10 protein-coding genes are annotated in these 12,459 nt (G+C 49.1%); 1 reads left to right on the top strand and 9 read right to left on the bottom strand.

Features of this window, described 5'->3' with window-relative positions; translation table 11 throughout:
* Window positions 1-8 precede the first annotated feature (8 nt).
* Together C7B65_RS20085 and grpE are read right to left on the bottom strand one after the other, a co-directional pair.
* Complete coding sequence (locus C7B65_RS20085) at window positions 9-1,541, bottom strand: Hsp70 family protein (RefSeq protein WP_073074422.1); 1,533 nt, start codon at window positions 1,539-1,541, stop codon at window positions 9-11.
* Window positions 1,542-1,562: 21 nt separating this feature from the next.
* Entirely contained in the window at window positions 1,563-2,240 is a 678-nt protein-coding gene (gene grpE / locus C7B65_RS20080; RefSeq protein WP_143162100.1) for a nucleotide exchange factor GrpE, read from the bottom strand.
* Window positions 2,241-2,574: 334 nt separating this feature from the next.
* On the opposite strand from grpE, the gene C7B65_RS20075 reads away from it, so the two are divergent.
* On the top strand, window positions 2,575-3,399 hold the full coding sequence (locus C7B65_RS20075; protein ID WP_219898665.1) for an MOSC domain-containing protein: 825 nt from the start codon (window positions 2,575-2,577) through the stop codon (window positions 3,397-3,399).
* Between the two features lie 115 nt (window positions 3,400-3,514).
* Here the strand turns inward: C7B65_RS20075 and C7B65_RS20070 are convergent, their stop codons facing one another.
* From C7B65_RS20070 to C7B65_RS20040, 7 genes are all read right to left on the bottom strand, one after another.
* The gene (locus C7B65_RS20070) at window positions 3,515-4,981 is read right to left on the bottom strand and encodes a sensor histidine kinase (protein WP_083583137.1); all 1,467 of its coding nucleotides are present in this window, start codon (window positions 4,979-4,981) and stop codon (window positions 3,515-3,517) included.
* A gap of 152 nt (window positions 4,982-5,133) precedes the next feature.
* Window positions 5,134-5,841: a molybdopterin-dependent oxidoreductase gene (locus C7B65_RS20065; protein ID WP_073074420.1), complete on the bottom strand. Its 708-nt coding sequence runs from the start codon at window positions 5,839-5,841 to the stop codon at window positions 5,134-5,136.
* 10 nt (window positions 5,842-5,851) lie between these two features.
* Window positions 5,852-6,460 (bottom strand): cytochrome b/b6 domain-containing protein, encoded by a 609-nt coding sequence (locus C7B65_RS20060; RefSeq protein WP_073074419.1) that lies wholly within the window; start codon window positions 6,458-6,460, stop codon window positions 5,852-5,854.
* 23 nt (window positions 6,461-6,483) lie between these two features.
* On the bottom strand, window positions 6,484-7,173 hold the full coding sequence (locus C7B65_RS20055) for a cytochrome c biogenesis CcdA family protein (RefSeq protein WP_073074418.1): 690 nt from the start codon (window positions 7,171-7,173) through the stop codon (window positions 6,484-6,486).
* 15 nt (window positions 7,174-7,188) lie between these two features.
* A complete protein-coding gene (locus C7B65_RS20050; RefSeq protein ID WP_073074417.1) occupies window positions 7,189-7,821 on the bottom strand; it encodes a thioredoxin family protein in 633 nt (210 codons plus the stop codon).
* A 247-nt stretch (window positions 7,822-8,068) separates the two neighbouring features.
* On the bottom strand, window positions 8,069-8,344 hold the full coding sequence (locus C7B65_RS20045) for a hypothetical protein (RefSeq protein ID WP_073074432.1): 276 nt from the start codon (window positions 8,342-8,344) through the stop codon (window positions 8,069-8,071).
* Window positions 8,345-8,512: 168 nt separating this feature from the next.
* Entirely contained in the window at window positions 8,513-12,253 is a 3,741-nt protein-coding gene (locus C7B65_RS20040; protein ID WP_073074416.1) for a hypothetical protein, read from the bottom strand.
* Window positions 12,254-12,459: the final 206 nt, after the last annotated feature.

The following is a 12,459-nucleotide window of genomic DNA, read 5'->3' as shown; positions in this document are numbered from 1 at the left end:
TTTACTCCTCAGGTTACTCGTAGCCCTTGTACTTTCGCAGTCACTTTTCTCATCTCTTCCCCAGACAGCAGCGCATGATTTTCGATATTTGCAACAAGTTCAACCCCAGACTCCAACTCTTTAGCATGGAGCCGAACCATGCCTGATTTGTCATAACCCAACCGCACTTGAATCTTGGCTGTCCCTTTGGATTTGGGAGGAATTCCTGTCAACACGCCTGCATCGCCGACTTTGGTGCAATATTCAGGGTTCTCATCTTCTCCCTGAACGATCTGGATGCGGGCTTCTGTTTGATTGTCTTCAAAGGTGGTGAAAATTCCTTCCCCTTCTGCTGGAATTTCAGAGTTTTTCTGAATCAACTTGAAGTTGATATCTTCCTCGGCATCGTTCTTAGCAATGATGCCCAATGAGTGGGCCGTTACATTGCGGACTTTGGGAGCGGCAATCGCTTTACCACCTGCACCTCGTAAGGTTATTCCTCCTAGACCCGCCGCATAAATTGCTGCACCCATTGCCACAACTTCATCTGGGTTAATCCCTGTTTCTGGTTCTTTGCCCGTCAGAGCTTTAACCATCTTTTGCACTAGCGGAATGCGGGTTGAGCCGCCTACCAACAGCACCTTGTCCACGTTGCCCCATTTCAGTGCAGCAGCTTCTAGCACCTTCTCAGTTAAAACCTGAGTTTGATCAATATCAGAAGTAATCAGGTTTTCAACTTGTTCTCTCGTCAGCTCAATATCTAATACCTTCCCCTCTGCGGTGAGATTTATATAGATCTCCACATCTTTAGACAGGTCTACCTTGGCAACTTCGGCTTTATTGCGGAAGTCTTGATATGTTCTAAGATTTTCTAGGGGATCAGCTTGGTGAGTTGACCTAAACTGTTCAGCAAAAAAATTGCAGATCGCTTCATCAAAATATGTGCCACCCAGCGATTTATTGCCTTCAGTAGCCAGCACCTTGAGTTCTCCTCCACCAACCACTCGTAGAACTGTGACATCAAAGGTTCCACCACCTAGGTCATAAACCAGGATGGTCATGTTTTCCTGTGTTTGTTTGATGCCATAGGCAATAGCAGCCGCAGTTGGTTCATCAATGATATCCAGTACTTCAAAACCTGCAATCCCTCCAGCCTGTTTTGTCCTTTGCCGCTCCAAATCCCCAAAATAGGCAGGCACTGTGATCACTGCCTTTGTCACCACCTCTCCTAAAGCTTTTTCAGCATCCTGCTTCAGATTCTTGAGAATTAGTGCAGAAATCTCCTCCGGTCGGTGAGTCGTACCACTGTCATCTGGTGGGGTCAAGTAGTCTGGGTCAGACATACGACTCTTGATAAACTGAACCACATTTTTAGGCTGGGCAACGGCGGCATTTTTGGCTGTCCGACCTACTGCCACCTGATCGTTCTTCCCAAACCTGACAACAGAGGGTGTAATATTCTGTCCTTCCGCATTTTTGATGATCTCAGCTTGCCCATGCTCATTCACATACGCCATAGCTGACATGGTTGTTCCCAAATCGATGCCAATAACCTTAGCCATATTTTTTCTCCTTTTGGGTGACTAGAACTGCTGACTGGAATCCGTTGTAGCTTCAGACACGGTTTGCCCTTCATACCTGCCGACAATCACCTGTTCTGGTCGTAGAAGGCTGTCACGGTATTTAAATCCTTGCCGATGGACTTTAAGTACTTTCTGATCGTCTTCTGGTGAATGGACTAACCGAACATCTATTGCCTCTTGGGTGGCTTCATCAAACCGCATGGAGCCGTTGTGTTTGATTAGCTCAACCTCCTGTCTCTCCAACGTCTTAAGCATCTGTGCCTGAAAACTCTGGAGCCGACTAATCAAATCTTCTCGCTGCATATTCGCTAACGTTGTTTCGTCAAGAGTATCTTCAAGGGTGTCAAACAACCGAAGCAGATCCTTCAACACTCGCTGTATGACGTGTTTAAAGACAAAATCATCACGATAAGCCGTTAACTGGTTATAAAGCCGATCGAACAAAACTGCCTTGGTGGTGTCGTCTTGAATTTTTTCCTGAAACAGAACGTTTAGTTGATCGAGCTTGTCAAGAATAGAAGGATAGTTAGGCTCAAGCTCTTCGACATTAGATTGTCCAGCCTGGATCGGCTCTGGCTCGTTTTCCGAGTTATTCACGGACTCAAGGATCTGTCTGTCTATATCCTGACTTTCAGTGTCTTGCTTTGGCTTATTGTCGGGGGCTTTCTCTTGTTCCATTTTGAGTTCCTCCAAACAGATGTTCTCGGTTAGGGGCAGCCAACGAACTGGCTTGTGAGGCTTAAGACGAGCGCTGGAGAGATGGAAATTCTCCACTGTCGCTCTTAGATTTATTTACTCCCATGTTTACAACGTTATGCAACGCAATTCCGTAAATTTTCACTTGGGCAAGAGTAAAGTTATGTGATTGTGGCGATCGCCTTCCAATCCCCACAATTCAACCTCTAAAGCAGTTCAAGCTTTTTATCGACGCTGAAAGATTTTGGTAGGGCAGTAGTTAATATTCGTTCGTGATGAGCGATCGCAGTCGATCGCTCATGTTACGGTCTTTTGAATGGCAGAAATTGGGAGTTTAGTGATGTCGGATGCAGCAGTAGTCGGTTCGATCGTCTCAATGTGGCGATATCCAGTCAAGTCGATGTTGGGCGAAGAACTCAACACCACCGAAGTAATGGAACGGGGACTGATGGGCGATCGCGCCTTTGCCTTAGTCGATGCCGAAACAGGTGCGATCATCAGCGCTAAACTGCCGCGCAAATGGGGCGTTTTGTTTGACTGCCGTGCCGCGCTTGATTCTCCAACCCAAGTGAAAATCACCTTACCGGATGGCTCGATCGTCATGGGCAATGCCGCTGACGTGAATGAAATTTTGTCTCAAGCCTTTGGGCGCAAAGTGAAGCTCTCGATCGCTCCTCCTGAAGCACCCAGCATCGAGATGTACACGCCTGACATCGCAGACATCCCGGATGCCAACACCGAGACAAATGCCGCGATTCGCCCCAACACGTTCTTTGATGCCGCAACCGTGCATCTGCTCACGACTGCAACGCTCAATCAGTTTCAGTCTCTCAAGCCCACGTCGAGATTTGAGACGCGACGATTTCGCCCCAACTTTGTGATTCAGCCCATCAGCGGCGCAACGGGGTTTGTGGAAAATGACTGGGTGGGTAAGACTTTGGTGATCGGCGATCAAGTCCGCCTCAACATTACTGAACCCTGTCCGCGCTGCGTTATGACTACGATGCCGCAGTCTGAACTACCCAATGATGTAGACATTCTGCGAACGATCGTCCGACACAATCAAGGTCACGTCGGCATCTACGCTAGCGTGGTGCAGGGCGGCACGATTCGACGCGGCGATCGAGTAGCAATCATCTAATGCTGCGATCGCTATAGCAGTGATTTATAGACAGGCTGGATACTTCACTCGGTAAGCGTCTCAAAGCTACACGGGAGTTTTTGGGGAGCAAGCAGAAAAGCAATACGAATTAGATCTAAGACCGAGGTAGCGCGACCGTAAATGTGCTGCCTTCTCCAAGCTTTGACCTGACGTGAATGCTGCCGTTCATGCCTTCTACTAGCGTCTTGACGATCGCTAATCCTAGTCCATATCCGCCGCTTGATTGCTCTACAGATCCTCGCAGGGGGAAGCGGGCACGAGATTCATCGACTCGATAAAATCGCTCAAAGATGCGGGTTTGGTCGTGAAGGGGAATGCCCACACCGCGATCGTGAACCTGAATCAGAGCTTGTTGATCGGTTTGCTCTAGCGTTAAAGTAATCGGCTGGTCGGGTTCAGAATATTTCACCGCGTTATCAATTAGGTTGATTAAAATTCGTTTTAATCGGCTGCGATCGGCGATAGCTTTGATCGATCGTTCTGCATTCAGAATGATGGCACGACTGCTAAACTTTTCTGACATCTCTGCGACTTCTATCAGCAGATCGTTGAGCGTGATCGATTCTAAATTAAACTGCACATAACCACTGTCTGCTCGTGCCAGATCTAGCAAATCTTGGAGGAGATGAATGGTACGATCGGCTTCAGACGAGGCTGTTTCTAATGCCTCTCGCTGATAGTCAGTTAAATTGTTGCTGCGTCGCAATAGACTTTGCAGATAGCCTGACACCACTGTGAGCGGCGTGCGTAACTCATGGGAAACATTACTGACAAATTGACGCTGTTGCTCCCATGATTCTGAGAGGCGAGACAGCATCATGTTAAAAGTATTTGCAAGCTCTTTAACTTCACTCGGCGCGTGGCGTAATTGCAGCTTTGCCTCTCCTAAATCTTCGGCTGAAATGATGCCAGCCATCTGACTCATCTCGTGTAACGGCTGGAGAGCGCGGCGAATTCGTAGCGAGATCGCAATCATCATGACAACAGTTGAAATCGTACACACCAGAGCTAGACTTTGAATGGCAGTCATCAGTTCATGCTGACCTGCGGTGATGTCTTGTGCCATGTATACTTTGCCCAGCCGAGTACCCTTCACCGCCACAGTCCCTTGATATAAAACCAGGTAACGATCGCCCGCTCGATAGACCTGGGGCTGGAGTGGCATTTCTGCAAGAGACATCAACTCAGCTTTGGCGGTAAAGATAGAATTGAAATCTGCCGATTGAGCCAACAGTTTGCCATCAGGATTTTTTACCCAAATTAGCAACCCCGGAACAGAGACATTGTTAATCGTCTTTTGCAACCCAGCTTCGATCGGCAACATCTCGCTATAAAGCTGCACATCACGAGGAAAGCGACTCGCAATATACTCCACATTTTGCGTGTGCGTGGCAATCAAGATTTGCTGCATTTTCCAACTCGTCCAGATGGCAACACTGCTCAAGCCCAAAATTGACAGCGCTGCGATCTCGATCGTCAGGCGAAACTGAAGCGAGGATGGATCGAGGTGATTACGCCTGAGTTGGCGGATTTTCTCTTGAATTTGGCGAATCAGTTGCATTGAAGAGTAGACACCTACGATGAGTCACACACGATCACTATAGCAATCCTATTTCAGTTGTAAGAATGGGACAGGCCTCCAGCCTGTACGAGCGAGATGCCCATCCCCCAATTCATTTAGGATTGCTATATCGTCACTGATTCAGAATTTTTCTACAGTCCTCCAAACCACTCATAGCCCTGATCTTCCCAATAGCCTTTCATCGGCATTAGTTGGCTCAACAGGGTAATTTGAGTCACCCATTTACTTTGTTTATAGCCAAGTTTGACCGGAGATGCGAGACGTAACGGTGCCCCATTTTCGATCGAGAGCGGTGCCCCATTTTTCTGATAAACCATGAGCGTTTGAGGATGCACCGCAGAGGCTAAATCCCAGCTTTCATAATAGCCATCGGCTGACTTGAAATAAACATAGCGAACATTTGATTTAGGTTGTGCCAAATGAATTAAATCTTGCAATCGAACGCCGCCCCACTGCACGATCGCGGCCCAGCCTTCGACACACACATGGCGGATCACCATCGACGTGAGGGGCATGGTTTGCAGATCGGCTAAACTTAGCTGCATTGGGTGATTGACTTCTCCCTGAATCTGCAAGCGGAACTGAAGCGGATCGATCTGCGGAGTCGTATCGAAAGTGTTAATCAGCAGTTTATTTGGCTCGATCGCGCTAGTCGGAAACTCAGGCACAGGTTTTTGACTCAACAGCAGCGCCTGAAGATTTTGGTTAAGTGGCTCAAATGCCTGACCTACTTGCTCTGAAAATAAGCTAGTCGCACATCCACCCAGCAGCAAGCTGGCACCCGAAAGCCCTGACCACTGCAAGAGTTGACGACGAGATATCACGGGTTTAAAAGTCATCAGATAACCTCTAGAGAAACATAGATTTAACGAGGCGAGTGCTGCCAACGGTAAGCGCTAATAAAGAATGCACCACCGTAAATAAAATGACTATGGGAACGGTAATGAAATGGATGGTTCGCAGCGTTTGCCAACTTCCAAACAATCCAGCTAACCAATGAAACTGAACAGGTTTATACATTGCTAACCCTGACAGAATTGCAAGCAGCAACACTGGGATGATGATGGTATAGATTAATCGATGTAACGCATAATTTTTACGTTTGACATTTTGGCTCACTTGCAAAGCTTTGAGATCGCTACTACTCGCAAATCGCTTTTTCCAACGGTGAGATATCAGAATATATAACCCATAAAACAATAAATTTAGCGAATAAAACCACATCGCTGCAAAATGCCAATTACGCCCACCGCCTAACCATCCACCCAACAATAAAAAATCTGGAAAATGCCAGCCGCCACGCCCCCCAAACACAGGATTAGCATTATAAATTTGCAATCCGCTAGTCAACATCACTAGCAAACTGAGAATGTTAACCCAGTGAAAAGTCTTTGCCAAAATTGCCTGAGTCGGTACGGGTGGAGATTTTGGACGTTTAGCAGTCACCGAAGAAGTCATCGATCGAGGCTCCTGACTAAATTTTATAAAGATGGCACCGGAAAAAATGGAGCCAGCCAAAGCTGAAGTTGAACATCCCAACCGAGCAGAATTGCGATCGCGGTCACAATCACAAGTACGCCTCCGACTTTTTGCAAGATAGCACTATGGCGACGTAGCCCCATTAGACGTTGGCTAAGGGTTCGTCCCCCATAGGCGATCGCTAAAAGCGGTAATGCTGCCCCCAGTCCATAAGCGATCAGCAGACCAAATGCGCCTGTAATTTGATGATCAACCGCCGCTAAGATTAAAATTCCGCCGAGCACCGGCCCGGCACAGGGAGTCCATAATAGCCCAAGCTGAGTGCCTAGCCAAAACTCTCCCCACAGCCCGACACGAGGCGGCTCTTTTACCCAACACGCGATCGGCAAATAGCCAAATATCCGATAGCTCCCAGTGGGAAAGATGGCGAAGATACCCAGAAGCAAGAGGAGTACGATCGCCCCAATTCGCAAAACATTGGCAACCCCAGTCAGCCAACTTGCAGTGATGCCTAACAAACTTCCGGCGACAGCAAACCCACCAATCAATCCGGTAACTAACGCGATCGGGCCATAGCGATGAGATTGCAGCGATCGTCCGATCAGAATGGGCAAAATCGGTAGAACACAGGGCGACAGAACAGTGAGTCCACCTGCTAAAAAAGCAAGACCCGTCGAGAGCGTAAAAGTCATCTGTGAAATCTGAATTTAGGCTTTTTCTGTCAAGAGTTGCCGAATCATTTGTTCAGTAGTGTCATAGGCACCTTCGCCGATGTGGTCATAGCGAATGAGACCTTGACGATCGGCTAAAAATAGGTGAGGCCAATACTCATTGTTGTATGCCTTCCAGGTTTTAAAGTCGTTGTCGATCGGCACTGGGTAAGTAATTTGATGTTGCTTTAAAGCTCGTTTGACGTTGTTGGTGTATCGCTCAAATGCAAATTCTGGGGTATGAATGCCAATCACTTTTAGTCCCGCCTGAGCATATTGTTGGTGCCAGCGAACCACAGAAGGCAAAGTGCGCCGACAGTTGATGCAGGCAAACGTCCAAAATTGCACCAAGACGACGTTGCCTTTGAGACTAGCGATCGAGGTTGGAGGCGAATTTAACCATTGACTGATTCCCTGAAAATCTGGGAGGGAGGATCGTGCAGAGGTTAAGGTGTCAGGCTCGATCGTAGATGTTGGATGGGAAGTTTCGGGCGCGATCGGCTTTGTGATGGCGGCAGTCGGATTTGCGTTTTTAGAAATCACTCCAAACGCGGTGGCTGTTCCTGCACCGACAACACCTAACCCCAGATAAAGCAGTAATTGACGACGCTGACGCGATTGTTTGTCCATAAGACTGTCTCTAACGAAGAGTATGTTCAAAATCCTGTGTCAGTGATCGCAACTCGTTGCGATCGAGTCCGCCAGGAAATCAATTTCCTGTCTCATAGCGAAAGTGCTCTGAAGAGCACTAGGTCAGGATTTCAGTCCATTTCAATGGACTTCTGCTATCAGCCCGGAACTTAAGTTCCGGGTGGGCTTTCGGGTCAACAAGCACGACATTTAATTCACAACTCTTAGCTCTGATCCATCTGAGGAACTATGGCTTAGTGGTTGTGTCCTTCTTCATCGCGTCGCCTTTCATCGCATCGTTCTTCATCGCGTCGCCATCTTTTTTCATCGCATCACCTTTCATGGCATCATTTTTCATGGCATCATTTTTCATCGCGCCATTAGAGGGAGACATACTAGCAGCCGGAACGCTAGATGCTGGGCTAGGAGCAGCTTGTTGATTGACTTCAGGCGTACTCGAACAGGCAGCAAGACTTGCCATCAAAGCGAAACTTGCCACCGAACCAATAATTTTCCAATTCATGTTTGTTGCCATCCCGTTAAAAGACTGTGAATGTTTCTCGATGCTCACAGTATGTCGATCGAGTCTGAGGCGGCTCTGAAATCAATCTCCAAGTTTCCTGAATTTCTGCATTAAATGTTCTCAGTCTAAACTCAGCGTTTTCTCAGAAAAGTCCGCTAGAGGAAACAATTACTCCCAGCGATCGAGTTCTGTGACCCAATATTGCACGAGCGCGATCGCTTGGCTGCGTCGTGCTTCAAAGGTGGCAGCGATCCAAATAAACACCAGTCCTAAAACAATGCCCATTGCCCATAACAGAAGAGATTCATTGTTGATAAAAAACCAAAGCTGACGAACAACTTTAAGCATAAATGTTGCCGTCCCGACATATAAAAAAGCCCGAACTCGCAGTGTTAGTCCTGCCCCGATCAAGCCTAAACTAAAGGCGATCGTCAACAATCCCTGCACCCAACTGCGATCGGATTGATAAAGAGCCGTCAGACAAAACAGCCCCACTGCCAAACAGCGCAAAAGATGACGAACTTCGCGAGACGAGGGCGATCGCAAAGCCGGATCGATCTGCACTCCATAGAGAATCGAGCCGCTTAAAACCGTCATAAACCACAGTGGATCGGTGAGCGAATAGTCGTTTAGCACCTTGAGAATTGCCCAATCTGCCAACCCCAGCGCCAGATAGCTGAGACGAATTTGAGCCGTGACTCTCGCAAACCAGGCGTAAAATGCACCCACAATTAACAGACTTTGTACTGTGATGTCTTGATTAGTAATCAGTACGATCGCACCCGGCAACAGTGCGGCTGATCTTTGCCAGGGTCGGCGCGACCAGCCCCAAGTGTGCCAGGGTAGAGCATAAAATCCATAAGCGACCAGAACCGCGATCGCGGCTCCCCAATTCAACAGCGTCGATTCTGGCAGCGTTTTATAGAGAGCATGGGCGATCGCAGCAGACACTTGGACGACACCGGGATATACCCATTTTTCTTGCGTTCGTCCTTGCCAGATTGCGTAACTAGCTAACAGGGTTGCCACCCCGATCCAGATCGGGCTTCCTGTTTGGCTGAGAGGAGCTATCAGCGCAATCAACGCCAGAATGCTGCCGCCGAACCAGTGCAGATGCGTCACAGTTAAAAGCTCAGGTTGCGTGAGTCGCCAATAAGAACGTAGCCACCGAGCCATTAGGCGATAAGTGATCGCGATCGCCGCTGCTAACCCTGCTAGAAGCGTAATGCCATCTCCTTCGGCTCCTCTAGGACTGTGCAGCAATTGGTAAGTTAATCCTTCATAAGCGGCGATCGAAATGGCTGCGATGCCTAAGAAAGTCAGTGGTTTGAGATCGGGCTGACGACGACCTACGCTGATTAACGGCAATGCCGCCGCAAAGGTATAAAGTCCAGTCGTTGGAGTGAAGTGATAGTGAGCTAAAAGTCCGCCCAGAATTGCGTAGAACGGTGGAATTCCGTGCAGACTGGTGAGCGTAGAATCGGGATGGCGACGCAGCCAAAAGTTGCCTAAGAGTTGAGTGAGCAATCCTAAAACGAGCGTGACGATCGCCCAATCGTCCCACGTTCCTCCGCGCAAATTGACCCAACTGAGCGCTAGCAATTCAATGCTCCACGCTGCGCCCCACAGTCCTAGATTCGTCGGTCGCTGCACGACGCGATAAACGATCGCACTGGTAGTTAGCCCGACTGCTAACACATATTGCCACTCAAGCGGATTTGATAAGACAATTATCAGGGTCAGTAAGCCAAGATTGCACAGACTGAGCGCGATCGCCCAGCCATCTAACGCCTGCATGTAGAGACGGGCGAGAATCGTTTGCTGACGGCTCAACAGATGACGCAATAGCCAAAGTCCGATGATGACGATCGCGATCCAGGGAAAAATCCAGGGCGATGAAATCGGGTTCCAAATGCGCCACAGCAGCGTGATTGCAAAACTCACCCCAAAGCCAACAGTGATTGCCGCCGCGATTAACTGCTGTAGAGATTGAGTATTGACTCCCATCACAACAGTGGCGATCGCAAACGTGATCAGTAAAAGATCGAGTTGTCCGATCGTCAAGACTGGCGCAATCAATAACGCAATCGTACTCAGCCAACTTGCCCAACGAGCATGGATAAACTGAGGACGACGAGCCAGCAGCATAAGTAAAATTGGGGTTGCTAACCAGACGAGATTGCTTTCAACATTGTCAACCTTAACGGAAATTAACAGCACGTAGCTACAGGCAGCCAATCCGATTCCAAAATACCAGGCGCTGAGTTGCCATCCCCGGTTACGAACGATCGCACACACTCCCCACTCGGCAATCATCGTGACTAGCAACACGATCGCCCACGATCGCGCAGCGAGATTAGGAAACCCCCAATCGATCCAGGCGAAAACGGCTAACAGTCCGGTGATGTGAGTGAGATAGATATACCAAACGATGGCAGACCGACCTCGTAAAAACACGCCGAGCGTCAGCCCAGAGATCAGTAAGTAAATCGCCCGAACTAAAGGATTTAACGCCCCCGGAATCACTAAAAGAATGCCTAACCCCAATGCCATTTGTTCGGCAGCGATCGCTAAATTAGAATGCTGCGATCGCCGTAAATAAGCCGCAAATCCTAAAATAATCAGAACGTATAGGAAAAATCCTAACCCGGTCAATTCCCAAGCACCTTGCTGGAGATGCGCCCATTCAGCAATCGTCGCCATGACGCTACGACGAACCGCAGGCGGAAAAATGACGCGCAGCAGAGCATAAGTTTGAAACCCTACCAGAATCAGAGCCACCACGTCTTGCACTCGCCAAAATCGCTGCAATCGCTCCACCAGCAGCCAGAGAATTAACCCGCTCACCGCTAAAGCTTGCCATTGATCGGCTGTGACTGTCACAAGCCACCCAACTACGAGCAATCCGGCTCCGGCTGGAGTCCAAAGTGGGTTTTGAGTGCGGCGATTCATCCAGCAGAGAATCCAACCACAAATTCCTAGCGCTAATCCTAACCGACTGAAGGGAATTCCTTTCACCAAGACGGCTCTGCCAATCAAAAGCAGCGTTGAGAATGCGATCGCAATTGCCCCTAAATCAAGCGGAAATCGGGTAGAAGATTCTTCCCGATCTCGTCTAATTACTTGTAAGACAGCCGTGCCGATCGTGCCCACATAAACCGCAATTAAGGGAATTCCGGGCACTGCCCAACCCCAGTGCAGCCAACTTAACCCCCAAGCATTGATCAGCGTGGTGCGAGGACTCGATCGCAACAGTCGAAACGTCAGAGCCGAAAGACTCAATGCGGCAATTGCGCCCATTCCCCAGCCCAAGCCATTTTGCCACAGCCCAAATCCATCAATCATCCAAAAGTTGACCGGAACGAGCAGCAGCGTCGCAATTTGCAGCATCCGTCCCGTGAGGCGGAGGTTCGATCTCGCCCCTGACCAAAGTCCCGCTAACCCAAACGCTATAGTGTAGCCCCACAAGATTGAGTATTGCCCGACGATCGAGACGTTTTTCCACTGACTTGCCGCCAAAACCGCAGACGACACGACGACCATAAACACGCCCAAAAACAGCAGCCAAACGACGCTAATTTCTGCCATTAGCGACGAGAGCATCTGACCCACCCAAGATGGTCTAGCCGTAGTTTGGCGAGGCTCAGGCGAGACTGGGACAGAAACTAGGGCGGCTTCAGAAATAAAGTCTGCTGCGTAGGAGTCTGAAGTTGGGACGGCAACCCGCTCACGTTCGCGTGTGCCGAAGGCATCGGGCAATGGGCAGGTCAGCGAGTCTTGCCCTAAATGGCGCACTTGAGAATTGGAGAGCAGCCCCAGTTGCAGCCAGAAGTCTAGCCCTTCTAAAAGTTCTGTCTGATCAGGGCGCACCTGTAGATCAAGCCGAATCAAGCGTTTGGGGTGTTCCATCGTCTGCCATTGCCCTCCAGGTCGATGGGGTGATCATGGCAGAGCTTTGACCAACGCGCACGGTGACTTGTGTAACTTTTGATGCTGACTGCGATCGTACTAAAGAGACGTGAGTTCGATGAACCCTGGCGAACCGCCCAACCCCCAATTCTGGGGGAGCCGGAGTTCAAAGTCCCCCAAACTTGGGGGATTTAGGGGGCACGACA

Source organism: Phormidesmis priestleyi ULC007, assembly GCF_003003695.1.
GTDB lineage: Bacteria > Cyanobacteriota > Cyanobacteriia > Leptolyngbyales > Leptolyngbyaceae > Phormidesmis_A > Phormidesmis_A priestleyi_A.
The sequence above is the reverse complement of the archived record's forward strand: the minus strand, read 5'-3'. Positions and strand labels throughout refer to the sequence as shown.

Bases quoted from the DNA above. Each gene is read 5' to 3' on its own strand.
- C7B65_RS20085 (WP_073074422.1), bottom strand. From the start codon at position 1,541: ATGGCTAAGGTTATTGGCATCGATTTGGGAACAACCATGTCAGCTATG.
- grpE (WP_143162100.1), bottom strand. From the start codon at position 2,240: ATGGAACAAGAGAAAGCCCCCGACAATAAGCCAAAGCAAGACACTGAA.
- C7B65_RS20075 (WP_219898665.1), top strand. From the start codon at position 2,575: ATGGCAGAAATTGGGAGTTTAGTGATGTCGGATGCAGCAGTAGTCGGT.
- C7B65_RS20070 (WP_083583137.1), bottom strand. From the start codon at position 4,981: ATGCAACTGATTCGCCAAATTCAAGAGAAAATCCGCCAACTCAGGCGT.
- C7B65_RS20065 (WP_073074420.1), bottom strand. From the start codon at position 5,841: ATGACTTTTAAACCCGTGATATCTCGTCGTCAACTCTTGCAGTGGTCA.
- C7B65_RS20060 (WP_073074419.1), bottom strand. From the start codon at position 6,460: ATGACTTCTTCGGTGACTGCTAAACGTCCAAAATCTCCACCCGTACCG.
- C7B65_RS20055 (WP_073074418.1), bottom strand. From the start codon at position 7,173: ATGACTTTTACGCTCTCGACGGGTCTTGCTTTTTTAGCAGGTGGACTC.
- C7B65_RS20050 (WP_073074417.1), bottom strand. From the start codon at position 7,821: ATGGACAAACAATCGCGTCAGCGTCGTCAATTACTGCTTTATCTGGGG.
- C7B65_RS20045 (WP_073074432.1), bottom strand. From the start codon at position 8,344: ATGAATTGGAAAATTATTGGTTCGGTGGCAAGTTTCGCTTTGATGGCA.
- C7B65_RS20040 (WP_073074416.1), bottom strand. From the start codon at position 12,253: ATGGAACACCCCAAACGCTTGATTCGGCTTGATCTACAGGTGCGCCCT.